21 protein-coding genes, 1 pseudogene and 1 other annotated feature are annotated in these 25,124 nt (G+C 52.6%); of the genes and pseudogenes, 12 read left to right on the plus strand and 10 right to left on the minus strand.

What is annotated here, in order from left to right; translation table 11 throughout:
* Positions 1 to 27: 27 nt before the first annotated feature.
* The gene (gene acnA, locus JOE25_RS07630; protein ID WP_209633813.1) at positions 28 to 2,700 is read right to left on the minus strand and encodes an aconitate hydratase AcnA; all 2,673 of its coding nucleotides are present in this window, start codon (positions 2,698 to 2,700) and stop codon (positions 28 to 30) included.
* 438 nt (positions 2,701 to 3,138) lie between these two features.
* On the opposite strand from acnA, the gene JOE25_RS07635 reads away from it, so the two are divergent.
* Positions 3,139 to 3,744, plus strand: coding sequence for a hypothetical protein (locus JOE25_RS07635; protein WP_209633815.1), 606 nt, complete (start codon positions 3,139 to 3,141; stop codon positions 3,742 to 3,744).
* A gap of 156 nt (positions 3,745 to 3,900) precedes the next feature.
* Here JOE25_RS07635 and cysB read toward each other — a convergent pair whose 3' ends face one another.
* Together cysB and topA are read right to left on the minus strand one after the other, a co-directional pair.
* Positions 3,901 to 4,875, minus strand: a complete 975-nt coding sequence (cysB, locus tag JOE25_RS07640) for an HTH-type transcriptional regulator CysB (RefSeq protein WP_209633818.1) — start codon at positions 4,873 to 4,875, stop codon at positions 3,901 to 3,903.
* A 359-nt stretch (positions 4,876 to 5,234) separates the two neighbouring features.
* Positions 5,235 to 7,838, minus strand: coding sequence for a type I DNA topoisomerase (topA, locus tag JOE25_RS07645; protein WP_209633820.1), 2,604 nt, complete (start codon positions 7,836 to 7,838; stop codon positions 5,235 to 5,237).
* A 426-nt stretch (positions 7,839 to 8,264) separates the two neighbouring features.
* On the opposite strand from topA, the gene JOE25_RS07650 reads away from it, so the two are divergent.
* Positions 8,265 to 8,516 carry a YciN family protein gene (locus JOE25_RS07650; protein WP_037415813.1) on the plus strand — a complete coding sequence of 84 codons (252 nt, stop codon included), beginning with the start codon at positions 8,265 to 8,267 and terminating at the stop codon, positions 8,514 to 8,516.
* 47 nt (positions 8,517 to 8,563) lie between these two features.
* Here JOE25_RS07650 and sohB read toward each other — a convergent pair whose 3' ends face one another.
* On the minus strand, positions 8,564 to 9,610 hold the full coding sequence (sohB, locus tag JOE25_RS07655) for a protease SohB (protein WP_209633822.1): 1,047 nt from the start codon (positions 9,608 to 9,610) through the stop codon (positions 8,564 to 8,566).
* A gap of 359 nt (positions 9,611 to 9,969) precedes the next feature.
* On the opposite strand from sohB, the gene JOE25_RS07660 reads away from it, so the two are divergent.
* Together JOE25_RS07660 and cobO are read left to right on the plus strand one after the other, a co-directional pair.
* Positions 9,970 to 10,731: a YciK family oxidoreductase gene (locus JOE25_RS07660; RefSeq protein ID WP_209633824.1), complete on the plus strand. Its 762-nt coding sequence runs from the start codon at positions 9,970 to 9,972 to the stop codon at positions 10,729 to 10,731.
* 12 nt (positions 10,732 to 10,743) lie between these two features.
* Entirely contained in the window at positions 10,744 to 11,334 is a 591-nt protein-coding gene (gene cobO / locus JOE25_RS07665) for a cob(I)yrinic acid a,c-diamide adenosyltransferase (protein ID WP_209633826.1), read from the plus strand.
* A gap of 38 nt (positions 11,335 to 11,372) precedes the next feature.
* Here the strand turns inward: cobO and rluB are convergent, their stop codons facing one another.
* The 5 genes from rluB to JOE25_RS07690 form a co-directional block, all read right to left on the minus strand.
* On the minus strand, positions 11,373 to 12,269 hold the full coding sequence (gene rluB, locus JOE25_RS07670) for a 23S rRNA pseudouridine(2605) synthase RluB (RefSeq protein WP_209633828.1): 897 nt from the start codon (positions 12,267 to 12,269) through the stop codon (positions 11,373 to 11,375).
* 187 nt (positions 12,270 to 12,456) lie between these two features.
* Complete coding sequence (locus JOE25_RS07675; RefSeq protein WP_209633830.1) at positions 12,457 to 13,269, minus strand: alpha/beta hydrolase; 813 nt, start codon at positions 13,267 to 13,269, stop codon at positions 12,457 to 12,459.
* 148 nt (positions 13,270 to 13,417) lie between these two features.
* A complete protein-coding gene (locus tag JOE25_RS07680; protein ID WP_209633832.1) occupies positions 13,418 to 13,777 on the minus strand; it encodes a Rap1a/Tai family immunity protein in 360 nt (119 codons plus the stop codon).
* Positions 13,778 to 13,891: 114 nt separating this feature from the next.
* The gene (locus JOE25_RS07685; RefSeq protein WP_209633835.1) at positions 13,892 to 14,512 is read right to left on the minus strand and encodes an L-threonylcarbamoyladenylate synthase; all 621 of its coding nucleotides are present in this window, start codon (positions 14,510 to 14,512) and stop codon (positions 13,892 to 13,894) included.
* A gap of 47 nt (positions 14,513 to 14,559) precedes the next feature.
* Positions 14,560 to 15,447, minus strand: a complete 888-nt coding sequence (locus JOE25_RS07690) for a PHP domain-containing protein (RefSeq protein WP_209633836.1) — start codon at positions 15,445 to 15,447, stop codon at positions 14,560 to 14,562.
* 243 nt (positions 15,448 to 15,690) lie between these two features.
* Positions 15,691 to 15,794 (plus strand) — a sequence feature (Trp leader region).
* 24 nt (positions 15,795 to 15,818) lie between these two features.
* On the opposite strand from JOE25_RS07690, the gene JOE25_RS07695 reads away from it, so the two are divergent.
* From JOE25_RS07695 to JOE25_RS07725, 6 genes and pseudogenes are all read left to right on the plus strand, one after another.
* Positions 15,819 to 17,381 (plus strand): anthranilate synthase component 1, encoded by a 1,563-nt coding sequence (locus JOE25_RS07695; protein WP_209633838.1) that lies wholly within the window; start codon positions 15,819 to 15,821, stop codon positions 17,379 to 17,381.
* Positions 17,381 to 18,975, plus strand: a pseudogene (gene trpD, locus JOE25_RS26565) (bifunctional anthranilate synthase glutamate amidotransferase component TrpG/anthranilate phosphoribosyltransferase TrpD). The gene JOE25_RS07695 and the pseudogene trpD overlap by 1 nt, the downstream one beginning before the upstream one ends.
* Positions 18,976 to 18,978: 3 nt before the next feature.
* Complete coding sequence (gene trpCF, locus JOE25_RS07710) at positions 18,979 to 20,340, plus strand: bifunctional indole-3-glycerol-phosphate synthase TrpC/phosphoribosylanthranilate isomerase TrpF (RefSeq protein ID WP_209634225.1); 1,362 nt, start codon at positions 18,979 to 18,981, stop codon at positions 20,338 to 20,340.
* Between the two features lie 31 nt (positions 20,341 to 20,371).
* Positions 20,372 to 21,562 carry a tryptophan synthase subunit beta gene (trpB, locus tag JOE25_RS07715; RefSeq protein WP_006321162.1) on the plus strand — a complete coding sequence of 397 codons (1,191 nt, stop codon included), beginning with the start codon at positions 20,372 to 20,374 and terminating at the stop codon, positions 21,560 to 21,562.
* Positions 21,562 to 22,368, plus strand: a complete 807-nt coding sequence (trpA, locus tag JOE25_RS07720) for a tryptophan synthase subunit alpha (protein WP_209633843.1) — start codon at positions 21,562 to 21,564, stop codon at positions 22,366 to 22,368. The genes trpB and trpA overlap by 1 nt, the downstream gene beginning before the upstream one ends.
* Before the next feature lie 219 nt (positions 22,369 to 22,587).
* Positions 22,588 to 22,902 (plus strand): BON domain-containing protein, encoded by a 315-nt coding sequence (locus tag JOE25_RS07725; protein WP_209633845.1) that lies wholly within the window; start codon positions 22,588 to 22,590, stop codon positions 22,900 to 22,902.
* Positions 22,903 to 22,949: 47 nt separating this feature from the next.
* Here JOE25_RS07725 and ompW read toward each other — a convergent pair whose 3' ends face one another.
* Positions 22,950 to 23,594, minus strand: coding sequence for an outer membrane protein OmpW (gene ompW / locus JOE25_RS07730; protein WP_115185164.1), 645 nt, complete (start codon positions 23,592 to 23,594; stop codon positions 22,950 to 22,952).
* A 283-nt stretch (positions 23,595 to 23,877) separates the two neighbouring features.
* Here ompW and JOE25_RS07735 point away from each other — a divergent pair, with 283 nt between their 5' ends.
* Positions 23,878 to 24,318, plus strand: coding sequence for a YkgJ family cysteine cluster protein (locus JOE25_RS07735; RefSeq protein ID WP_209633847.1), 441 nt, complete (start codon positions 23,878 to 23,880; stop codon positions 24,316 to 24,318).
* Positions 24,319 to 24,357: 39 nt separating this feature from the next.
* Entirely contained in the window at positions 24,358 to 25,110 is a 753-nt protein-coding gene (locus JOE25_RS07740) for a YciC family protein (RefSeq protein WP_209633849.1), read from the plus strand.
* Positions 25,111 to 25,124 lie beyond the last annotated feature (14 nt).

Below are 25,124 nucleotides of genomic sequence, written 5' to 3' on the forward strand. Positions count from 1 at the left end.
AGGGCGCCACGAAAGGCGCCCTTTTTATTACAGCATTTTCCTGATCACATAATGCAGAATGCCATCATTTTCATAGTAGGTCAGCTCATTGCCGGTATCGATACGGCAACGGGTATTAACCACTTCCTTGCGTCCATCGGCATACGTAATCAACACCGGCACCGTCTGTCCCGGTTTCAGCGTTTGTAAACCGCTAACGCTAATCTGCTCATCCCCGCTCAGGCCCAAGGTTTTACGTGTCACACCAGCAGGGAACTCCAATGGCAGAATGCCCATGCCAATCAGGTTAGACCGGTGAATACGTTCAAAGGACTCGGCAATCACAACTCGAACGCCCAATAAGCGAGGACCTTTCGCCGCCCAGTCACGGCTGGAACCAGACCCATATTCTTTACCGGCAATCACCGCCAGCGGTACATTTTCCTGTTGATACTGCATAGCCGCATCGTAGATGGACAGCTGATTCTGTGACGGAATATGCCGGGTGTAACCGCCTTCAACACCCGGCACCATTTCATTGCGGATGCGGATATTGGCAAAGGTACCGCGCATCATCACCTCATGGTTACCACGGCGAGAACCATACGAGTTGAAGTCCAGCGGCGCAACGCCATGCTCACTCAAGTAGCGCCCTGCCGGGCTGTCACGCTTGATATTCCCCGCAGGGGAAATATGGTCGGTGGTCACGGAGTCGGCCAGGATGGCCAAAATACGCGCGTCCTTGATGTCCTGCACCGGATCCGGCTGCACTTTCATGGTACTAAAGAACGGCGGATGACGAATGTAGGTTGAGTCTGCCTGCCACTGATAGGTGGCGGATCCGGCAACCTGAATCGACTGCCAGTTGGCATCACCGTCAAATACGGCCCCATACTCCTTGTGGAACATGTCGGTACGAACCTCTTCCACCGCTTGGGCAATGTCTTTACTGCTCGGCCAAATATCTCTCAGGTAGACCGGCTTGCCATCGTGCCCTTCACCCAGCGGATCCTTGGTAAGGTCGATCTTCATGCTGCCCGCGAGCGCGTAAGCGACCACCAGCGGTGGAGAAGCCAACCAGTTGGTTTTCACCAGCGGATGTATGCGGCCTTCAAAGTTGCGGTTGCCTGACAGCACCGCGCCCACGGTCAAGTCGCCCGCTTTAATAGCCTGCTCTATCGGCTCTGGTAAGGGCCCGGAGTTACCGATACAGGTTGTGCAACCATAGCCGACCAAATTAAAGCCCAGTTCTTCCAGGTATGATGTCAGCTTCGCACTGTCAAAATAGTCTGTTACCACCTTGGAGCCCGGGGCTAATGACGTTTTGACCCAAGGCTTGGTGCGTAAGCCTTTTTTTACCGCATTTTTCGCCAACAGGCCTGCCGCCATCATCACGCTTGGGTTCGAGGTGTTGGTACAGGAGGTAATGGCCGCAATAACAACCGCGCCATTATGCAGATCGTGCGCCTGTCCATTGAGCGTAAAGGGTTTGAATTCCGACGCATGCTGCTGGCCGCCAATATCCAGTTCAGTTGCAGCATTGAACGCCTTTGGCACATCGGGCAGTGCTACACGATCCTGTGGACGTTTCGGTCCGGCCAGGCTGGCAACGACCGTCGACATATCCAGCGCCAGAGTACTGGTAAACACCGGCTCGTCGCCAGGTTTACGCCACATGCCCTGCGCTTTGGCGTAAGCTTCTACCAGCGCAATTTGCTCATCACTGCGTCCACTGAGCTTCATATAGCCCAGCGTCACCTCATCCACCGGGAAGAAGCCGCAGGTGGCACCAAACTCTGGCGACATATTGGCAATGGTTGCACGGTCAGCCAGCGGCAGATCGGCAAGGCCGTCACCGTAGAATTCAACGAACTTGCCCACGACACCGTGCTTACGCAACATCTGCGTTACGGTCAACACCAGGTCAGTGGCGGTGATACCTTCGCTAAGCTTGCCGGTAAGTTTAAAACCCACAACGTCCGGGATTAGCATTGATACCGGCTGTCCAAGCATTGCTGCTTCAGCTTCGATCCCCCCAACCCCCCAGCCAAGAATACCCAGGCCGTTGATCATGGTGGTATGGGAGTCGGTACCGACCAGAGTATCTGGATAGGCTATACGCTGGCCGCTTTCGTCGGTGTGCCATACCGTTTGGCCAAGATATTCCAGGTTAACCTGGTGGCAGATACCGGTGCCGGGTGGAACGACACGGAAACGGTTGAAGGCTTTTTGTCCCCAACGCAGGAAGGTATAACGTTCGTGGTTACGCTCCATTTCGATACGCACGTTTTCTTCAAACGCGTCGTCATCGCCAAATTCATCGACGGTGACCGAATGGTCAATGACCAGATCGACCGGTGAAAGCGGGTTAACCTGGTCAACATTGCCGCCCAAGCGTTGTACCGCTTCACGCATTGCAGCTAAATCTACCACCGCGGGTACGCCAGTAAAGTCCTGCATCAGTACGCGAGCCGGACGATAGGCAATCTCCCGGTCTGCATGGCCGGTCTTCAACCAGCCAACGATAGCCTTCAGATCGTCAACCTGCACGGTGTCACCATCCACATGGCGCAGCAGGTTTTCCAACAGCACTTTCATTGATTTTGGCAGCCGGTCGATATCACCCAACTGTCTCGCCGCCAGTGGCAGACTGTAATAGCCATACTCGCTATTCAGCGCAACCAGCTTATCCATACTCGTTTCACGAAGATCGGACGACATAGCTCCTCCATTTCTTATTATGTCTAAAACAGGGTAATCACTGAGGTCTTATTTAAAGATAACACAAAGACGATGTAACGTTTTGATAACAACACGTTTTGATCATAACGATAGGCAGAAGCAATCAAGGATGAAGAAGTCTTTTTTTCCCAGAGAGTTAGGTATTAACCAGGGAAGGTATGAGAAAATCCGCAGGGCAATACGCCTGTATCAAGCGCAATCTGTTACGCTCCCTTTCCACTCGCGCGAAAGAAAGACAGATGCCCGATGCAGCGGCCTGACAAAACACGGGCTACAGTATGGGCAACCTGCTATGTTATTCATTTATCAGGTGAAACAATATCGCTCTGCCACCTTGTCAGAGATAAACAACAGATAAATGTGGGCATGAAAAATACAATCATGACTGGGCAACAGATTAAAACTAAGGAGGGGTAAGTGGCATTTTTCGGGTTCGTCAGTGAACGGGAGTGTCAACAATGGAAAGGTGCTTCGCCGTATCTTCCCGCTTTCAGCTTTTATGAACAGCACCAATCAGAACCTATCCATGCATCCCCTGAAGCTATTATCCAAGCCGTACTTTCCCTGGATATGACAGAAGATCCCATCATCCGTCGTTTGCTGATGCTTCGTCAGTTACCCGGTAAATTCTGGCAGTCGCTCACCAGAATAAAGAAAACAGAACAGCCGGCTGCGTTTGGTTTCGATACCTTTACCTTGCTGCATCATGGCAGTCATGAGGTTTCACTGGGGTTGACCGGCCGTTTTTGGCGCCCAATGTTAGACGTGAAAAAACTGGAAACCGCGGAAGAATTTCACCGTTTTACTGCGCCTGATGCAGCCAAACTGGTATTACGCTTTAGTGTCACTCAGGACAGTGCAGGTTTGGCAACGCTTAGCACCGAAACCTTCGTCTGGTGCCCGACACCCCAGGTAAAAGCACGGTTCGCCTGCTATTGGGCAGCCATTCGCCCGGCCAGCGGTTGGATAAGGCGACGTACCCTGCGTAGCGTGCAACAGAAACTGGCAACATCCGCTACCTGACACATTAGCGATGGGTGATGAAGAGAAGAGGTAAAAACCGCTCAGTACGCGTGAGAAGTGAATGAGAGAATGATAAACAAGCTGCATAGAACGAAGAGCAGAATGTAACACTGAGAGGGGGGCCCCTCTCAGATTACCCGTGATTAACCCAACGGCTTACTTTTCCGGCAGCTTGATGTCTTTGAACATCGCTTCGATCTCTTCATTCGAGCGTAGCGCAACTGCATTATCGACCACGTCACGCGTCAGATGTGGCGCAAAACGCTGGATGAAATCGTACATATAGCTACGCAGGAAGGTACTCCGGCGGAAGCCAATCTTCGTGGTACTGAAGGTGAAGATATCGCGCGCATCCACTGTCACCAGATCAGGATCTTGTACCGGGTCAACTGCCATGCTGGCGATAACACCAACACCCAGCCCAAGGCGGACATAGGTTTTAATCACGTCGGCGTCAGTCGCCGTGAATACGATACGTGGCGTCAGGCCAGCACGGTTAAACGCGGTATCCAGCTCAGAGCGCCCCGTGAAACCGAAGGTATAAGTGACAATCGGGTAAGCAGCCAGTTCTTCAATGGTGATATGGCCTTTGCCCGCTAATGGATGATCGGGTTTCACGACTACCGCGCGGTTCCAGTGGTAGCACGGCAGCATAATTAAATCGTCGTAAAGATGCAGCGCTTCTGTGGCAATGGCAAAGTCTGCGGTGCCTTTGGAGACCGCTTCCGCAATTTGCGTCGGCGACCCCTGGTGCATATGCAACGAAACACGCGGATAGCGTTCAATAAAGCCTTTGATCACGTTAGGCAATGCATACCGCGCTTGGGTATGCGTGGTCGCAACGTACAATGAGCCTTTATCCGGGTAGGTATGCTCGCCGGCGACGGCTTTAATCGCATCCACCTTGGACAACACTTCACGTGCAATACGGATGATTTCCAGGCCTGCTGGCGTCACCTGAGTCAGATGTTTTCCGCTACGCGCGAAAATCTGAATGCCCAGTTCATCTTCCAGCATCCGCACCTGCTTGCTGATACCGGGTTGCGAGGTATAAAGCCCTTCTGCCGTCGAGGAGACATTCAGGTTGTGGTTAACCACTTCCACGATGTAACGAAGCTGCTGCAATTTCATATCTTATACCATCCTAGGTTAAACACTGCGTTGAGCCGCAGCCAGGTATATCGGTGTCGCCCCGGTATGCTGAAAAGTAACAAGCCTTAAACACAGTGCCTCATCCAAGTGATGAATAAACCGCCGTTATTAATAAGCTTTAATCATAAAAAAACTTTTTATATAACCATTATATCATGCCACAGCTTCAAGTATAGATCCGCGTCACACTCTGGTAACGATTATTTTGCATTGCGATCAATATGAAATCCCCGGCCCAGGAGGGAAAAAACAGCAAAGGATAGATCCGTTCTCAGCTTTAGCCAATAAAAAAAACCAGCCACAGGGGCTGGTTTTTATATTGCATTCAGGCTGCAAGTTTACTTTTTACCTTCAACCCATTTGCCATCTATGTAGAAAGCAGACCAGCCAGTGGCTTTTCCGTCTTTCTCAGAAGAGACATACTGTTGCTTGGTCTTACGGCTAAAGCGCACCATAGTCTTGTTGCCTTCGGCATCCGCTACGGGCGCATCGGCCAGATAACGCAATTTTTCAGGCAAGCGATCCTTGAAGCGGGCCAACTCTTCGACCAACGGCGCACGGGTTTCGCGCGATTTAGGGAACGTGTTGGCAGCCAGGAAGACGCCGGCCGCACCGTCACGCAGAACAAAGTAAGCATCCGACTTTTCGCATGGCAGCTCCGGTAATGGAACCGGATCTTCCTTGGGTGGTGCTACGTCGCCGTTACGCAGGATCTTGCGCGTATTTTTGCATGTCTCGTTGGTACAACCCATGTACTTACCAAAACGCCCCATTTTCAAGTGCATTTCAGAGCCACATTTATCGCACTCAACGACCGGACCATCATACCCTTTCAGGCGGAACTCGCCCTCTTCGATCTCATAACCATCACACGCCGGGTTGTTACCGCACACATGCAATTTACGCTGGTTATCGATCAGGTAGCTGTCCATTGCCGTGCCGCATTTCTGGCAACGATGGCGGGCACGCAACGCGTTGGTTTCCGCGTCATCCCCTTCAAGAATGTTCAGTACTTCAGTTTCCGGCACCAGGTTAATGGTGGTCTTACAGCGTTCTTTCGGCGGCAACGCATAACCAGAACACCCCAGGAACACGCCCGTACTTGCCGTGCGAATACCCATCTGACGGCCACAGGTTGGGCAGTCAATACTGGTCATTACCATCTGATTCGGGCGCATGCCGCCTTCTTCAGGATCTTTTTCTGCCGTGTCTAGCTGCTCGCTGAACTCGGCAAAGAACTCATCCAGTACCGCTTTCCATTCTGCGTGGTTATTCGCTACCTGATCCAGGCCGTCTTCCATGCGGGCGGTGAAGTCATAGTTCATCAGCTCGCGGAAGTTTTCTTCCAGACGGTCAGTCACGATCTCGCCCATTTTTTCTGCGTAGAAACGGCGGTTTTCAACACGCACATAGCCACGATCCTGAATGGTTGAAATGATTGACGCGTAGGTCGATGGACGACCGATACCCCGTTTTTCCAACTCTTTTACCAATGACGCTTCGCTGTAACGCGCTGGCGGCTTGGTGAAGTGCTGGCTTGGGATCAGTTTTTGCAGTTCAAGTTCGCTGCCTACCTCAACAAACGGCAAGGTACGATCTTCATCACCCTTACGCAGAGCAGGCATCACTTTGGTCCAACCGTCGAAACGCAACGTACGGCCCTTGGCGCGCAGCTGGAAATCACCGGCTTTTACCGACAGCGTGGTGGAATCGTACTGCGCTGGCGTCATCTGACAGGCCACAAACTGCCGCCAAATCAGCTGATACAGCTTTTGCGCATCCGCTTCCATATCTTTCAACTGTTCAGCCAGCACATTGACATCCGACGGACGGATGGCCTCATGCGCTTCCTGCGAGTTTTCTTTACTGCTGTACTGGTTCGGTGCCTTCGGCAAGTATTTGTCGCCGAAGTTATCACCGATATAACCACGCACCATGTTGAGCGCATCCTGGCTCAGGTTGGTGGAGTCGGTACGCATATAGGTGATGTGACCTGCTTCATACAGGCGCTGGGCCATCATCATGGTTTTCTTCACGCCAAAGCTCAAACGGGTACTGGCCGCTTGCTGCAACGTTGACGTAATGTAAGGTGCACCCGGTTTGCTGCTGGTCGGCTTATCTTCGCGATCCAGAACGGTGTAGCGGGCTTTTTCCAGCAGTTTAAGTGCTGCATGTGTCTGCTCACGATTAACCGGCTTGAACGGTTTGTCGTGGGCATGCGTCACTTCCATCTGCAACGTGGTGTCACCCTTCGCTAACAGATCTGCGTGCAGTTCCCAGTACTCTTCCGGTACGAAGGCTTTGATGTCGCGCTCACGCTCCACCACCAACCGAACAGCAACGGATTGCACTCGCCCGGCAGACAGGCCACGGGCAATTTTTTTCCACAGCAGTGGCGAAACCATATAACCCACAACGCGGTCCATAAAGCGGCGCGCCTGCTGTGCGTTAACACGGTCAATATTCAGCTCACCCGGCTGTTTGAACGCGTTTTGGATCGCGTTCTTGGTGATTTCGTTAAATACCACCCGGCTAAAGCGTTTGTCGTCACCCCCGATAACTTCCCGCAGGTGCCAGGCAATGGCTTCCCCTTCGCGGTCAAGGTCCGTTGCGAGATAAATGTGGTCGGCGTTTTCCGCTAACGACTTTAACTCGGCGACAACTTTTTCTTTACCCGGCAGGATTTCGTATTGCGCAGCCCAACCATGGTAAGGATCGACGCCCATACGATTTACCAGCGCCGCCTTCTCATCCTTTTTAACTTTAACTTTCTTCTTGGCTTTGTCTTCGGTTGAGTCAGCGCTCTTTTTGCTGGCTGAGCCACTGGTCGGCAAATCACGGATATGACCGACGCTGGACTTCACCACGTAGTCATTACCTAAATATTTATTAATAGTTTTGGCTTTTGCCGGGGACTCAACTATTACGAGAGCTTTACCCATATTTACCTTTACCTAATTTTATTTCTTCTAAAAAGAAGTCTTTTATCTCGCCGTGCCGCAGCGGTTCATATCTCTTTTTTATATTGCGGCAGTCTGGCAAGAGATCAACATGTTTTTTTCTATTGGTTGCTTAACTGCTCAACCTGAACGCAAGTTGTTGATCCTGCCTGCAATTCACCCATGCCCCAGAAGTATGGCTGTGTGAGACTCATTCATGGCGTAAACAAAACCTTCCACCTGACGCCGCAAAATCCCACACTGTACCTGATAAAAAGCGTCACGCAACCTAATTAGCACGGAAAGGCAGATTTCGCCAATCGACAGATACCGCTAGACATCCAGACGGCAAATAAACCTTAGTCTGTTTGCGGATAAATGCGAACTGGCGTTAGAATATGTCCAGAATTTATGATTGGAGTGTAATAAATGCGCACTAATACCTCACCCATTGATCGCGAAACCTTACTGCAAGAAGCAAATAATCTTATTCGTCACCATGATGATTATATGCATGGCATGATTGCCACTGAGGTTGAACAAAAAGGCAGCGTTTTAGTTTTCCGTGGTGAATTCTTTTTGGACCAAGATGGATTGCCAACGGCAAAAACTACCGCCGTATTTAATATGTTTAAACACTTGGCCCACGTGTTCTCTGATAAATATCATCTGGTCGATTAGTCATAAAAAAGGGGGCTTTAAGCCCCCTGCGGTTTTAATCGTTTCGCTTAAAGCAACGGCTTTTCGCCCCGTTGCCACCAGCGCAATAACAGACGGTCGACACTTTCCGCCGCGCTGCCGGTAAAACGGTCCATCATGCGTTTACGGCGTGCATAACGCACCCCGATCACCTCATGGTTTTCCATTTCAGCAATCAGCAAATCGTCACTGGTACCAATCGCGTCGATGAGTCCCTTCTCTTTCGCTTGCGTACCGAACCAATGCTCACCGGTCGCTACGCTGTCAATATCCAGTGATGGGCGCTGCTGGTGAACGAACTCTTTAAACAGCACATGAGTTTCGTTCAGATCTTCACGGAACTTCTCACGCCCCTGCTCCGTATTTTCGCCAAACAACGTCAGCGTGCGTTTGAACTCGCCGGCGGTGTGCAATTCAACATCAATATCATTCTTTTTCAACAAGCGGTGGAAGTTAGGGATCTGCGCCACAACGCCGATTGAACCGATAATTGCAAAGGGTGCGGCCACAATACGATCCGCCACACATGCCATCATATAGCCGCCACTGGCCGCGACCTTATCTACAGCCACCGTGAGACGAATCCCGCCGGTACGCAAACGCGCCAGTTGCGATGAGGCCAACCCGTATCCGTGCACTACACCACCCGGGCTTTCCAGTCGTAGCAGAACTTCGTCCTTCGGTGTCGCTACCGCCAGCACGGCCGAGACCTCCTCGCGCAATGAGGTGACTTCATGGGCATCCATGCTGCCTTTGAAATCCAGCACATACAGGCAAGGTTTGGCGGCTTCAACGGCCCCTGCTTTAGCCCGCTGTTTCTTCAGTTTATCGTCGGCTTTGGTCTGCTTTTTAAACTGCTTGAGCCACGCCTTTTGTTCCGCCTCGCCCATACGTGCCAGACGCATGTCGCGCTGCATATCGCGGTACTGCTCTCCAAGGTCAGTAAGCTGCAGTTCCCCTTTCTGTCGGTTCTTACGTTGCCCCAGGCTGACCGCCAGCAAGGCCAGCGCAGCGATGGCAATCACTACCGTCGCGACTTTGGCCAGAAATAGGCCATAAACAGATATAAACTCCACAGATTCCGCCTTTATTAACAGGTTGTTAGTATGACTTCATTCATTCTAGCCAACCGACGCAGTGGCTGTCGCGGCTAAATAAAAATTCCTTGTGCTGCTTCTTTACTATGTGGGCGCATTTGGGCTTACCCAAGGCGGCACAGTTCCATTTTTGTTACAAAAGAATGCCGATTCTGCCGCCTAATCATTGAAAATACGATCCATTTGAGGCATATAACACGGATTATTCATCAACATGATGAGCAAATTCGCTGTGGGGCCATATATGCAGTTGAGCCGTTGCTCCTGCTATGGCCTCTCAATCCACACCGCTCCCCGATGTAAGTGGGAGACCAGCCACCCAGGCGCGAGGAATTATTGTGCACTACCAACCCAAGCAGGATTTACTGGAAAACCGTATCATTTTAGTCACTGGTGCCGGAGACGGTATTGGTCGCGAAGCTGCACTCACCTACGCCAGATTTGGCGCGCAATTGGTGCTGCTGGGCCGTACCGAAAGTAAGCTGCAAGCCGTGCAGGCCGAGATTGCCAAATTCAGCAGCGCGCCAACCTACATCATCACACTTGACCTGTTGCATACCAACCAAGAACAGTGCAAACAGGTGGCAGACGAACTGGCGACGCATGTCCCGCGGCTGGACGGCGTGCTGCATAATGCAGGCCTGCTCGGCGATATCGGCCCCATGGCGGACCTGTCGATGGCGATGTGGGAGGACGTCATGCAGGTCAACGTCAACGCAACATTTATGCTCACTCAAGCACTCTTGCCGCTGCTGCTGAAATCCAATTCGGGTTCGCTGGTATTTACCAGCTCCAGCGTCGGCCGTACCGGGCGCGCAAACTGGGGCGCTTATGCCGTTTCAAAGTTCGCAACCGAAGGGATGATGCAGGTATTCGCCGATGAATACAAAAGTCGCAACTTGCGGGCAAACTGTATCAATCCTGGCGGAACTCGTACCCAAATGCGTGCATCTGCCTTCCCGAATGAAGACAAAAGCAAGCTGAAAACCCCGGCGGATATCATGCCGCTTTATCTCTATCTGATGGGGGATGACAGCCGTCGTAAAACCGGCATGAGCTTCGACGCCCAACCGAACCGCAAACCCGGCGCAGCCGAATAAAGGGGCTTTATCATGGCTGAAGATCGTCACCAACAACGGCAACAACGTTTGAAAGAACAGGTCGACGCCCGCATTGCTGCTGCGCAGGACGCTCGGGGTTTACTGCTGGTATTCACCGGTAACGGTAAAGGCAAAACCACTGCGGCATTTGGCACAGTAACGCGGGCCGTTGGTCACGGTATGAAAGCCGCCGTTATCCAATTCATTAAAGGTGAATGGCCAAACGGAGAAAAAAACCTGCTGCAACAGCATGGTGTTGAATTCCAGGTAATGGCGACCGGCTTTACCTGGGAAACGCAGAATAAAGCAGAAGACACCGCCGCTTGTCAGGCCGTATGGCAACAGGGTAAACGCATGCTGGCCGACAACAGCCTGGATCTGGTGCTACTGGACGAACTGACCTATATGGTCAGCTACGGCTATCTTGAGCTGGATGAACTGCTGGAGGCGCTTCGGCAACGTCCTGTGCACCAAACGGTGATTATCACCGGACGTGGCTGCCATCGCGATATTTTAGCGTTAGCGGATACGGTTACGGAAATGCGGCCGGTGAAGCACGCGTTTGATGCGGGTATCAAAGCACAACAGGGTATTGACTGGTAATAGAAAACGCCGCAGTCCTGGGGGCTGCGGCGTGCTGATTAACTGCGCTTGCTTGGTTTGCCCGGTTTGCTGCCCGGCGCACTACGGCGACCGCTGCCAGCAACCTGTGTGTGACGTTTGACGGCACGACGGATCTGATTGGCCTTCACTCGGCGGCGTTCACGCTCAACCGGCATCTTGCTGACGGTTTCCGGTTTCAACTCAACCAGTTCACGCAGATAGTTAATCGCCGGCAGTTCGAGCTCGGTCCAACCGCCACGTGGCAGGCCCTTCGGCAAATCGATATCACCATAACGCACGCGGATCAAACGGCTAACCTGGACACCAACGGCTTCCCAAAGGCGACGCACTTCGCGGTTACGTCCTTCAGTCAGGGTTACGTTATACCACTGGTTAATACCTTCGCCACCCTGGAAGGTAATGGTGCGGAAAGCGGCTGGGCCGTCTTCCAACTGAACGCCCTTACTCAATTGCTTCACTTTCTCGTCGTCAATCTGGCCAAATACGCGCACTGCATATTCACGCTCAACTTCACGACTCGGGTGCATCAGGCGGTTTGCCAGCTCACCGTCTGTGGTGAACAACAGCAAACCGGAGGTATTGACGTCCAAACGCCCTACCGCTACCCAGCGTGAGCCGCGCAGCTTAGGCAGACGATCGAATACCGTTGGACGGCCTTCAGGATCACTACGGGTACAGAGTTCGCCTTCCGGCTTGTAATACGCCAGTACACGGCAAACTTCTTCTTCAGATTCTTTAATCGCAACAATATGGCCATCCAGGCGGATCTTCATTGAAGGGGTTACTTCAACGCGGTCACCCAGCTTGGCAATTTTGCCGTCGACGCTAACGCGCCCGGCTTCAATAATGGTTTCGATTTCACGACGCGAGCCATGGCCGGCACGCGCTAAAACTTTCTGTAACTTCTCGCTCATTGAGCAACCTCTAGTGTCGCCTTCACAGGCGTCGGGGGGATGACCGCCGCGGCGTCTGGCACCACAACAGTAACAATACATTTACTTGGATCGAACCGCGCATTATACAGGCTTTCAATAGTGTTGAAACCCACTTTATTTCCTGATCGATTATCCAAAGTTATAGGTGGTAAGAACCCGCTTCGATTCAAACAGGAAGGGAATTACGCTCCAGGAAACGGATAACCGCCTGATATACGCTCTCTGGACATTCGAGGATACCAAGATGGGTAGAAGCATGCTCAAGTCGTACAACCGAAAAGAAAGAATGAACCTCCGCAAACCGCTGTTGTTGCCGCAAATAATCGTCGTCACGATCCAACGCGTAAATATGGCAACAAGCTGGGTGCAAGGTTAATGCATCCAACCGGTTAAGCGGCGATTGATATTGCCGATAGGCTTGTTCGATCGCCACACCGGCAGCCTGCCATACACGGAAATCCTCCTTCGCCATTTCAACGGTTAAATGATGTTTAACCTGCGGGTGCACAATGCCGCCCTGCCAAAAGCTAAACAAAGCATCACGTGCCGCTACCCAGCGTTCAGGACGCTGCATGTGTTGCACAGAATCAAAAAATGCCGGATCAGGTTGCGTCATTATCCAATCGAGAAACACCATTCCTTGCACTTGTTGAGGTAAGCTCTCAGCGAGAGCAACCGCAATCCAACTGGCATGTGCCACCGAAAGTGTCACACATTTCCCCACCTGCAACTCAAGCAGCAGTTGGCGAAGGTCTGCCAGCAGTTCCTCGGCACCAAGCGAAAGCTGCTCATCGCGGTCAGACAGCGCATGGCCTCGCCAATCAAGGCTAATCACACGGAAGTGTTGTTCAGCCAACGCGATAAAGGGGGCAAAAACGGTTTTCGGTTCACACCAACCAGGCAGCAGTACCAGCGTCAGCGGGCCTGAGCCGGAATCATGGTAATCGAGGGAAAGGGTACCGTAGCGAAACGCTGTCATTTTTTCTCCTGAACGTCATATCCCAAATCGGTGAAGGGACGTTTGCGTTAGCGGTAAAATGACAGCGTTTATCAATTTCATCTATTGGAAATAATGCTAAAGAAAAAGCATCGCACCTAATGAAAAAATACGCACTAAACGGACAACGTTAATGCCGTGCACAAGGGTAAGCGGCGGTTAACGCCAGCATAATCACCGACGGTGCGGAGTAATGCAATTGCTCCGGATGTTCATTTAAATACTGCATAACCGCATCCGAAGCCGTGCCTACGCTCATGCCCGCTTCCGGACAAATACTACGGTTACCTTGCATAGAAAAGGTATCAAACACGCCTGCAACGTACCCCATAAACATCCCCGCATCGAGAGCTTCAGCGACGGTAGCTGCCCCACTTTTATTTTTCACATAGCCGCTGGTTTCAGACAGCAAAGCGCTACCGGAATAAAACCCCGCGCTGGCCACAGAAGAAAATAATAACGCCGCCAATAAAGAAACCCATTTAATCATCGCTACGCATCCTGCCTAATTATCAATTTTTGATATTGTAGGATAGCGGTTTTACCGATAAATGACGCCGTTTCAGTCACTTTTCAGAAAATGAGCAAACATTATGGCAATGCATCAGCGGAAGGGCGTTGGGTCACCGGCGCCCTCGCGTACCACTTCCGGTGCGGACTCCGTCAGGTCAATCACCGTGGTAGGCTGCTGGCCCAGGAAACCACCGTGGATCACCAGATCTACCTGTTTTCCCAAATGTTCGCTGATCTCTTCCGGATCGGACTCGGCAAAATCATTACCCGGAAGCATCAACGTAGTCGACATCATTGGCTCGTTAAGCACTTCCAGTAATGCCAGCGCAATCGGGTTCGAGGGCACGCGCAAACCGATGGTTTTGCGCTTGTCGTTCATCAACCGCCGCGGAACTTCTTTGGTCGCTTTCAGGATAAAAGTGTAGTTGCCCGGCGTGTTATTTTTGATCAGCCGGAACGCGGTATTGTCGACGTAAGCGTAAGTCGACAATTCAGACAGATCGCGGCACATCAGCGTAAAGTTATGATTACCATCCAATTGACGGATACGGCAGATACGTTCCATCGCCGACTTTTCTTCCAGCTTGCAGCCCAGTGCATAACCAGAATCCGTGGGATAGACGATCACGCCCCCTTTACGCAGTACATCCACTGCCTGATTGATAAGACGTGGCTGTGGGTTGTCTGGGTGAATATAAAAAAGCTGACTCATGACTTGCTCCTAAAATGATGCACGCGGGCGGCATCGCCCACGTTAAATCAATCGACTTTAGCCAGTTGCGGTTGCGGCCAGTCACGCCACACGGGTTCAACCCCACCGGGTAACCACAGTTTACGGCCCAGTTCGATCCACGAGCAGGGTTGATGGAAATCAGACCCCTGCGACGCCAGTAATTGATATTCTTGCGCATACTTTGCCAACAGCGAACGCTCATGCGGTGCTTGCTGACATTGGGCCACTTCCATCGCGTCACCGCCATGTGCGGCAAAATGCGCAAACAGCCGCTTCAACCATTTTGCCGTCAGATCATAACGGCCCGGATGCGCGATCACTGCCTGACCGCCGGATTGATGAATCACATCAATGGCTTGTTCTATTGTACACCACTGTGGCGGAACGTAACCGGTTTTGCCTTTCGCCAGGTATTTCTTGAATACCTGAGCCATATTGTCCGCCATACCAATTTGCACCAGATAACGCGCAAAATGCCCGCGGGTCACTGCCCCGCCGTCGGCTAATTTTTGCGCCCCTTCAAATGCCCCTTCGATACGGGCTTTGGCTAATCGTGCACCTATTTCCTGTGCACGGAGGTTACGGCGTTCTGTCTGTTCGGACAGCAGTTGTACTATCGCCGGGTGCCGGGTTTCAATACCCAAACCGACGATATGGATCTCATGGTTTTCCCACAACGTGGAGATTTCCACACCATTGACCAACTGCAGCGGCAGGGACAACTCAGCAATGGTTGCCGCTGCGGCGGCCAAACCATCTGTCGTGTCATGATCGGTTATCGCCAAAACACCCACCCGCATTTCAACCGCACGTTGCACCAACTGCGCCGGCGTAAGGTAGCCGTCAGAAGCGGTGGTATGGCTGTGGAGATCGTAAAGAGTAAATGCGGAGGGCTGGGGGCTGCTGTCTGTCAAAAGAAATATCCGGCAATGGCTTGGCTTTCTATCATACCCGCGATCGCCCGTTGGACGGAAATCTATTATGACGCGCTGCCGTTTCAGCTTAATGAAAATAATTCACACTTAGCGATAAAACATTGTACGAAAAGAGGGTTGACTTTATTCTCGCGAACCAGTTAACTAGTACACAAGTTCAGGGCATATCCCTGGTTGGATGATAAACAAGAGAGCACAGAAATGACTAAGCAAACTTCTCTTCTTCGTTGGTGGCGTACTTCCCTTTTTCGGGCGGAGTAATCACGCATACCTGTCATCTGACACTGCAGATTCCCTAAGCCCGCTGGTAACGCGGGCTTTTTTTTGGACAAATTTTAACTGGAACTCCCATGACGAACATCAAACCACAGCTCAAATTACTGAAGGCGGAGGCCAGTTACCGGGGCGATCCCACCACCATTTTTCATCAGTTGTGCGGCGCGCGCCCGGCAACCCTGCTGTTAGAGTCAGCAGAAATCAACAGCAAGCAAAACCTGCAAAGCTTGTTAGTGATCGACAGCGCTTTGCGCATTACCGCACTGGGGCGCACCGTCACATTGCAAGCACTGACGGCTAACGGCGCCGCGATGTTGCCATTGCTGGATGAAGCATTGCCCGTCGAAGTGCAGATTCAGGTGCGTCCTAACGGCCGTGAACTGACCTTCCCGCTGATTGATGCTATCCAGGACGAAGACGCACGACTGCGTTCACTGTCGGTGTTTGATGCACTGCGCGCCTTACTCACACTGGTCGATTCTCCCGCAGACGAACGTGAAGCGGTGATGCTCGGTGGCCTGTTTGCCTATGATCTGGTTGCCGGTTTCGAAGACCTGCCTGCACTGCGTCAGGATCAACGTTGCCCTGATTTCTGTTTCTACCTGGCGGAAACCCTGCTGGTGCTGGACCACCAGCGCGGCGTGGCGCGCCTGCAGGCCAGTGTTTTCACTGCTGACGCCGCAGAAGAACAGCGTCTGCAACAACGCTTGGAACAGCTACAGGCTCAATTGAAGCAGACACCGCAACCCATTCCTCATCAGAAACTCGAAGACATGCAACTGAGTTGCAATCAGACCGATGAAGAGTACGGCGCAGTGGTCAGCGAATTGCAACAGGCCATCCGTCAGGGCGAAATCTTCCAGGTGGTCCCTTCACGTCGTTTCTCGCTGCCCTGCCCAGCCCCGCTGGCAGCCTACCAGACGCTGAAAGACAATAACCCAAGCCCGTACATGTTCTTTATGCAAGACGACGAGTTCACCCTGTTTGGTGCTTCACCTGAAAGTGCACTGAAATACGACGCCAACAACCGTCAGATCGAGATCTATCCGATTGCCGGTACCCGCCCGCGTGGCCGTCGCGCCGATGGGTCGCTGGATTTGGATCTCGACAGCCGTATCGAACTCGAAATGCGCACCGACCACAAAGAGTTGGCCGAACATTTGATGCTGGTCGACCTGGCTCGCAACGATTTAGCGCGCATCTGCCAGGCCGGCAGCCGCTACGTGGCCGATTTGACCAAAGTAGACCGCTATTCTTTTGTCATGCACCTGGTGTCTCGAGTGATTGGCACCCTGCGTGCTGACCTTGACGTGCTGCATGCCTATCAGGCCTGCATGAACATGGGCACGTTAAGCGGCGCCCCAAAAGTACGTGCCATGCAGCTGATCGCTGCCTCTGAAGGCACCCGCCGCGGCAGCTACGGCGGTGCGGTGGGTTATTTCACCGCTACCGGTGATTTGGATACCTGTATTGTCATCCGCTCCGCGTATGTTGAAGACGGGATTGCCACTGTGCAAGCCGGCGCTGGCGTGGTGTTGGACTCTATTCCTCAGGCGGAAGCCGATGAGACCCGTAATAAAGCACGTGCCGTGCTGCGTGCCATTGCCAGTGCGCATCAGGCCAAGGAGGTGTTCTGATGGCCGATATCTTACTGCTCGATAATGTTGATTCCTTCACCTACAACCTGGTCGATCAGCTGCGCGCCAGCGGCCATCAGGTGGTGATTTACCGCAACCAGATTTCTGCCGATGTGATTATTGAGCGTCTGCAGCAGTTAGAACAGCCGGTTCTGATGCTATCACCGGGCCCAGGTACACCGTCTGAAGCGGGCTGTATGCCTGAACTGTTACAACGCTTGCGCGGCCACCTGCCTATTATTGGTATCTGCCTGGGGCATCAGGCGATTGTTGAAGCCTACGGCGGCCACGTAGGCCAAGCCGGTGAGATCTTGCACGGCAAGGCGTCAGCAATTAGCCACGATGGCGAAGGCATGTTTACCGGCATGGCGAATCCATTGCCGGTGGCGCGCTACCATTCACTGGTAGGCAGCAAGATCCCAGCCGGGCTCACGGTTAACGCCCATTTTAACGACATGGTGATGGCAGTACGTAATGACAAGCATCGCGTATGCGGTTTCCAGTTTCATCCAGAATCGATCCTGACCACCCATGGCGCGCGTTTGCTTGAGCAAACTCTGGCCTGGGCGCTGGCGAAATAACGAGGGAAACGACCATGCATACTATTCTTGAAAAATTGTACCGTTCAGAATCGATGAACCAGCAGGAAAGCCAGCAATTATTCAGCGCCATCGTTCGCGGTGAGTTAGAACCAAGCCAGCTGGCAGCGGCGCTGATCAGCATGAAAATTCGCGGCGAGCGCCCGGAAGAGATTGCCGGGGCAGCCAAAGCACTGCTGGCCGATGCGCTGCCATTTCCTCGTCCAGACTACCCGTTTGCCGATATCGTCGGCACCGGGGGCGACGGCACTAACAGCATTAATATCTCCACCGCCAGCGCCTTTGTAGCGGCGGCGTGTGGCGCCAAAGTAGCCAAACATGGCAATCGCAGCGTTTCCAGCCGGTCTGGTTCATCAGATTTGCTGGCGGCATTTGGTATTCGCCTGGATCTGCCGGCGGATGAGGCTCGTAAAGCGCTGGACGAGTTGGGCGTCTGTTTCCTGTTTGCGCCGCAGTACCACACCGGCTTCCGCCATGCGATGCCCGTACGCCAGCAGTTGAAAACCCGCACGGTATTCAATGTGCTGGGCCCGCTGATTAACCCAGCTCGCCCACCGCTGGCACTGATCGGCGTTTACAGCCCAGAATTGGTGCTGCCTATAGCTGAAACACTGCGCGTATTGGGTTACCAGCGAGCGGCCGTGGTACACGGCGGCGGAATGGATGAAGTGGCGATTCATGCCACTACCCATGTGGCCGAATTGAACAACGGTGAAATTGAGAGCTACCAGTTAACACCGCAATCCTTTGGGTTGCAAAGCTATCCGCTGGAAGCCCTGCTGGGCGGCTCACCCGAAGAAAATCGTGACATTCTGGCACGGTTGTTACAAGGTAAAGGTGACCCGGCTCACGCCGCTGCGGTAGCCGCTAACGTGGCGCTGCTGCTGAAGTTATTCGGGCATGAAGACCTGCGCCAAAATGCGCAGCAGGCACTGGACATGATTCACAGCGGGCAAGCTTACGAGCGCGTTACCGCACTGGCAGCAAGAGGATAAATGATGCAGGAAACCGTGCTCAACAAGATTGTTCGTGATAAAGCGCAATGGGTCGCAGCACGACAGCAACAACAGCCACTGGCCAGCTTTCAAAATGAAATCGTCCCAAGCGAGCGTGATTTTTACCATGCGCTACAGGGAACCAGAACGGCGTTTATTCTTGAATGTAAAAAGGCATCCCCTTCAAAGGGCCTGATTCGCGAAAATTTTGATCCTGTCGAGATTGCTTCGGTCTACAAGGATTTCGCCTCGGCGATTTCAGTTCTGACCGATGAAAAATACTTCCAGGGTAGCTTCGATTTTCTGCCGCTAGTCAGCAAGACGGTCACACAGCCCGTATTGTGCAAAGATTTTATTATCGACCCGTATCAGATCTACCTGGCGCGTTTCTATCAAGCCGACGCTATTTTACTGATGCTTTCAGTGCTTAACGACGACCAATACCGTCAGCTCGCCGCTGTCGCACACAGCTTAAACATGGGCGTACTGACGGAAGTGATCAGCGAAGAAGAACTGCAGCGGGCCATTGCTCTGGAAGCGCGCGTGGTCGGTATCAACAACCGCGATCTCCGTGACCTGAGTATCGATCTGGATCGTACTCGCCAGCTTGCGCCACGCGTCCCACAGGGTGTGACGGTGATCAGCGAGTCCGGCATCAACAATTACGGCCAGATCCGCGAGCTAAGCCACTTTGCCAACGGTTTCTTGATCGGCAGCGCGTTGATGTCTGAAAGCGATCTGCGTGCCGCCGTGCGCCGGGTGATTTTGGGGGACAATAAAGTCTGCGGGTTGACCCGCGCCCAGGATGCCGCCGCTGCCTACCAGGCTGGGGCCGTCTACGGCGGGTTGATTTTTGTCGGGCGCTCCCCCCGCTATGTCGATATCAACCGTGCCCGCGAAGTTATTTCCGGTGCACCGCTGAAGTATGTCGGCGTGTTCTGCGATGCGCAGGTAGAGACTGTAGTACAAACCGTTGAACGTCTGGGCTTGAGAGCCGTGCAACTGCATGGGGCGGAGGATCAAAACTATATCACCGCCCTGCGTGCCGAGTTGCCGAACGACTGCCAAATCTGGAAAGCACTGAGCGTGAAAGACCATTTACCGAAGCGCGATTTGAAGCACGTCGATCGCTATCTGCTGGATAACGGTGCGGGTGGGACTGGCCAGCGTTTCGACTGGTCGGTGCTGCAGGGTGAAAACCTGGATAACGTCATGCTTGCAGGGGGTCTGGGTGCCGACAATTGCGTTGACGCGGCCAAACTCGGCTGTGCCGGTTTGGACTTTAATTCCGGCGTTGAGAGCCAACCCGGTATTAAGGATCCTGCCCGTCTGACGGCGGTTTTCCAGACGTTGCGCGCTTACTGAACATTATTAACGGATAATAACGGGAACTATAATGACGCTGCTTAACCCCTACTTCGGCGAATTTGGTGGCCAATATGTGCCACAGATTCTGATGCCGGCCTTAAAACAACTTGAAGAAGCCTTTGTAAGCGCACAGCGCGATCCGGAATTTCAGGCTGAATTTATCGACTTGCTGAAAAACTACGCAGGCCGCCCTACGGCATTAACACTTTGCAAGAATCTCACCGCAGGAACTAAAACCAAGCTGTACTTGAAACGTGAAGATCTGCTGCACGGTGGCGCTCACAAAACCAACCAGGTGTTGGGTCAGGCACTGCTCGCGAAACGCATGGGCAAAACAGAGATCATTGCCGAGACCGGTGCAGGCCAACATGGCGTGGCCTCGGCATTGGCGTGTGCCCTGCTCGGCCTGAAGTGTCGCATCTATATGGGTGCCAAAGATATTGAACGTCAGTCACCCAACGTATTCCGCATGCGTTTGATGGGCGCAGAGGTAATCCCGGTTCACAGTGGATCTTCCACACTGAAAGACGCCTGTAATGAAGCGTTGCGCGACTGGTCTGGCAGTTACGAAACCGCCCACTATATGTTGGGTACCGCTGCAGGCCCACACCCGTACCCAACCATTGTACGTGAATTCCAGCGCATGATCGGCGAAGAAACCAAAGCACAGATGCTGGAACGCGAAGGCCGCCTGCCGGATGCCGTCTTGGCGTGTGTTGGTGGTGGTTCCAACGCTATCGGTATGTTTGCCGATTTTATCGATGATGCCAGCGTGGGTCTTATCGGCGTAGAGCCTGCCGGTCTGGGGATCGAAACCGGTCAACACGGTGCACCATTGAAACACGGTCATGTCGGTATCTATTTCGGCATGAAAGCGCCGATGATGCAGACCTCCGAAGGCCAGATTGAGGAGTCCTACTCCATTTCTGCCGGGTTGGACTTCCCTTCAGTCGGGCCACAGCACGCTTATTTGAACAGTATTGGTCGTGCGGAGTACGTGTCGATTACCGATGACGAAGCCCTGGATGCATTCAAAGCGCTTTCGCGCAGTGAAGGTATCATTCCGGCTCTGGAGTCCTCCCACGCGTTGGCGCATGCACTGAAAATGATCCGTGAAACGCCGCAAAAAGAACAGATACTGGTGGTTAACCTGTCCGGACGTGGCGACAAAGACATATTTACCGTTCACGACATTCTGAAAGCTCGGGGAGAAATCTGATGGAACGTTACCAGCAACTGTTCGACCGCCTGGCAAGTCATAAGGAAGGCGCTTTCGTCCCGTTCGTGACGCTCGGTGATCCAAACCCGGCGCTGTCATTACAGATCATTGATACTCTGGTTGAGGCCGGTGCAGACGCGTTAGAGCTGGGTATTCCGTTTTCGGACCCGCTGGCTGACGGCCCAACCATTCAAAGTGCAGCACTTCGCGCTTTTGCTTCTGGCGTGACGCCAACCCAATGTTTTGAAATGTTGGCCGCTATTCGTCAGAAACACCCAACGATCCCTATTGGTCTGTTGATGTACGCCAATCTGGTATTCCATAAAGGTATCGATACGTTTTACCAGCGCTGTGCCGAGGTAGGCGTTGATTCGGTGCTGATTGCCGATGTGCCTTATGAAGAGTCTGCCCCTTTCCGCGCTGCGGCCACCCGCCATGGCATTGCGCCTATCTTTATCTGTCCGCCAAATGCAGATGACGACTTGCTGCGTGAAATTGCCTCACACGGTAGAGGTTACACCTACCTGCTGTCGCGTGCAGGCGTCACCGGAACCGAAAGCCGCGCACAGTTGCCACTTCATCACCTGGTAAACAAGCTGCGCGAGTATCATGCCGCGCCGCCCCTGCAGGGCTTTGGTATTTCTGAACCGACGCAGGTACGCGATGCGCTGCAAGCCGGGGCTGCTGGCGCAATTTCCGGCTCGGCAATCGTTAAGATTATCGAACAGCACCAGGACCAACCGGCAGAAATGCTGAAACGACTGGCAACCTTTGTCAGTGAAATGAAAGCAGCAACACGGGCTTAATCCCATTAACAACGGGTGCAGTGGATCGCGCCCGTTGTTAACATCTTGTTTCCTATCAAACTTGTGCTTTTTTTTTACACCAACAATTTGTACAAACCCAATTCTTGTCTCACACTTAACCTTGCGCGTCGGGCATTTCAGTATTTTTAGGAGTGCGTTACGTTTTCAGGTGAAAACCCGAATGTAGTTTCAACAATAACATTGCATGGAGAGTAATTTATGAAGCTATTTAAAACCCTTTCAGCCTTATGCATGGCAGCCGTTGTGGCATTCGCAGTGAGTGCCTGCGCGCCAACAGCGAAATCTGAAGGGACTGGCGGTTATATTGACGATACGGTAGTGACTACCAAGGTGAAGTCAGCACTGCTGGCGGATAAAACCATCAAGTCTACCGAAATCAGCGTTGAGACCTTTAAAGGTCGTGTACAACTGAGTGGCTTTGTTAGCTCAAGCGCCGATGCCAACCGCGCTGTGCAGGTCACGCGTGGTGTTGCGGGTGTGAAATCCGTTGATAACGTTATGCAAATCAAGTAGCGATAAAAAAACGGAGGCGCAACATGCGCCTCCCTGTTTCACACCTGTCAGAAGCGATAACCTGCCCCGAACATAAACACCCACGGATCCAAACGCGTATCAATGCTGTGGTGATTACCGTCCGCATCGTCAAAGCGGGTTTTGGTCTCGATGTTCATCCACCACACTGACATGTTCAGCATCCAGTGTTCATCCAGGTTGTAATCCAGGCCCGCTTGCGCAGCCACGCCCCAAGAATCTTTGAGACTCAGGTTGCTCAGCCCAGCACCTTTACCGTTGTCATTGAATTTTTCATCAAAGAAAGTGGTGTAGTTAACACCCAGTCCAAGATAGGGACGCAGTTTGTCTTGCTTGTCGCCAAAATAGTACTGTGCCATCAAGCTCGGGGGGAGATCACGTACCGTCGCGATATCACCGTTCACTGCCGAACCATTCAGCCCGACCTTGTGACGAAACGGCGTTGCTGCCAACAATTCGACACCAATATTGTCGGTAACCATATAGCCGAAGGTCAGGCCAAGTTGGGTGTTGTTATCGGCGCTGAATGAGCCCTGCCCCAATACGTCGTCCGATCCGGCATTTGGCCGCACCGTTGCAGCGCCAGCGCGGAAAAGAAAATCACCTGCCTGATGTGCACTTGCCAACATCGGCGCCATCATCGCCGCCAATACCACCAGAGTTGTCTTTTTCATTATCCATTCCATTTGTGTGGTTATCATCCAGGGGGAATATACCTACTTACGGGTATTTATGATCCCATCGAGATCACATCTTATGTGTAAAAGTTTTAATTCCTACTAAAAACAAGGTTACCTAAAGGACTAATAAATCAAGGATTGATCTGAATCAAAAAACGCCTTTTGTTGCAAATTATCCACATGTTTAAATTTCAGTTGCTAAAAAAAACGCCGCTGCGTAATTTCATCTTCCGTGTTGGTTTTGGTTGGTGCCGTAAGGAGTCGGCGAGCAATCAAGATGAGCGAAATTCTAAATCCCTGTGTCAGTTGCGGCGCGTGCTGCGGCTATTTTCGAGTATCATTCTATTGGGCCGAAGCGGAAGATGGCGGCGGCGTGGTTCCTATATCCCTTACTGAGCCGCTAACCCCCTTCTTGCGCTGTATGCAGGGGACCAACAGCAAGTCCCCACGTTGTACCGCACTCGACGGCGAAATCGGCAAAGCCGTTTCTTGCTCGATTTACCTTAATCGTCCCACCCCCTGTCGCGAATTCGACCAATCAGGCGAAAACGGCCTACGTAACGAAGCGTGCGATCGCGCCCGTGAACGTTATGGCCTGCCGCCATTGCCCGTTCCCCTGCCGCTGTCTTTGCCGAGCGTCACGATCGACGAAGAAATAGCCGTAGTGCAATTCGCGGGGTGCCACAGCGACGTGGAACAGGGTACAATCGCCCACTGATTTTGATTTATCTCTGTTTCTCGATGCCAAGGAGTCTGCATGCCTATCACGGCCAACACGTTGTACCGTGACAGTTTCAATTTTTTCCGTAACCAACTGACCAGCATCTTGATGCTGGCGCTGTTGACTGCGTTCATTTCTGTATTGCTCAATCAGGCTTTCAGTCCTGACGTTGAACAGCTGAAAATTCTGAGCGCAACGGAAGGTGACTTTGCTGCATCTGCCGGTATGGGGATCCAGGAAATCATTCAACAAATGACGCCAGAGCAACAAATGGTGTTATTGAAGGTCTCAGCCGCCGCCACGTTTTCTGCATTAGTGGGTAATGTGTTGCTGGTAGGTGGGATGTTGACGCTGATTCGCCTGGTTTCCCAGGAGCAGCGTATCAGCGCATTGCGTGCTATTGGTGCTTCTGCACCGGAGCTACCGCGTCTGCTGCTGCTGCTGTTTATCTGTACGTTGTTGACTCAACTGGGCCTGACGCTATTTGTCGTGCCTGGCGTGATCATGGCAATCGCCTTCTCGTTAGCGCCGGTCATTACCGCTACCGAGAAGAAAGGCGTCTTTGCCTCGATTAAGCTGAGTTGCAAGTTGGCATTTGCCAATGCGCGCGTAATTGTTCCAGCCATGATGCTCTGGCTGGCGGCAAAACTGCTGGTGCTGTTTTTGGTGAGCCACCTTTCGGTGCTGACGCCAAACGTCGCGAGCGTAGTACTGACTGCGCTGAGCAACCTGGTTTCCGCACTGCTGCTGATTTACCTGTTCCGTCTGTATATGCTGCTGCGCAGCTAACCTTTCGGCAGGAC

Source organism: Serratia sp. PL17, assembly GCF_017832355.1.
In the GTDB taxonomy this organism is placed as follows: domain Bacteria; phylum Pseudomonadota; class Gammaproteobacteria; order Enterobacterales; family Enterobacteriaceae; genus Serratia.

What these genes read in the sequence shown, in the direction of transcription:
- acnA (WP_209633813.1), bottom strand. Translation starts at nt 2,700, where the DNA reads ATGTCGTCCGATCTTCGTGAAACGAGTATGGATAAGCTGGTTGCGCTG.
- cysB (WP_209633818.1), bottom strand. Translation starts at nt 4,875, where the DNA reads ATGAAATTGCAGCAGCTTCGTTACATCGTGGAAGTGGTTAACCACAAC.
- topA (WP_209633820.1), bottom strand. Translation starts at nt 7,838, where the DNA reads ATGGGTAAAGCTCTCGTAATAGTTGAGTCCCCGGCAAAAGCCAAAACT.
- JOE25_RS07650 (WP_037415813.1), top strand. Translation starts at nt 8,265, where the DNA reads ATGCGCACTAATACCTCACCCATTGATCGCGAAACCTTACTGCAAGAA.
- cobO (WP_209633826.1), top strand. Translation starts at nt 10,744, where the DNA reads ATGGCTGAAGATCGTCACCAACAACGGCAACAACGTTTGAAAGAACAG.
- rluB (WP_209633828.1), bottom strand. Translation starts at nt 12,269, where the DNA reads ATGAGCGAGAAGTTACAGAAAGTTTTAGCGCGTGCCGGCCATGGCTCG.
- JOE25_RS07675 (WP_209633830.1), bottom strand. Translation starts at nt 13,269, where the DNA reads ATGACAGCGTTTCGCTACGGTACCCTTTCCCTCGATTACCATGATTCC.
- JOE25_RS07680 (WP_209633832.1), bottom strand. Translation starts at nt 13,777, where the DNA reads ATGATTAAATGGGTTTCTTTATTGGCGGCGTTATTATTTTCTTCTGTG.
- JOE25_RS07685 (WP_209633835.1), bottom strand. Translation starts at nt 14,512, where the DNA reads ATGAGTCAGCTTTTTTATATTCACCCAGACAACCCACAGCCACGTCTT.
- JOE25_RS07695 (WP_209633838.1), top strand. Translation starts at nt 15,819, where the DNA reads ATGACGAACATCAAACCACAGCTCAAATTACTGAAGGCGGAGGCCAGT.
- trpCF (WP_209634225.1), top strand. Translation starts at nt 18,979, where the DNA reads ATGCAGGAAACCGTGCTCAACAAGATTGTTCGTGATAAAGCGCAATGG.
- trpB (WP_006321162.1), top strand. Translation starts at nt 20,372, where the DNA reads ATGACGCTGCTTAACCCCTACTTCGGCGAATTTGGTGGCCAATATGTG.
- trpA (WP_209633843.1), top strand. Translation starts at nt 21,562, where the DNA reads ATGGAACGTTACCAGCAACTGTTCGACCGCCTGGCAAGTCATAAGGAA.
- JOE25_RS07725 (WP_209633845.1), top strand. Translation starts at nt 22,588, where the DNA reads ATGAAGCTATTTAAAACCCTTTCAGCCTTATGCATGGCAGCCGTTGTG.
- ompW (WP_115185164.1), bottom strand. Translation starts at nt 23,594, where the DNA reads ATGAAAAAGACAACTCTGGTGGTATTGGCGGCGATGATGGCGCCGATG.
- JOE25_RS07735 (WP_209633847.1), top strand. Translation starts at nt 23,878, where the DNA reads ATGAGCGAAATTCTAAATCCCTGTGTCAGTTGCGGCGCGTGCTGCGGC.
- JOE25_RS07740 (WP_209633849.1), top strand. Translation starts at nt 24,358, where the DNA reads ATGCCTATCACGGCCAACACGTTGTACCGTGACAGTTTCAATTTTTTC.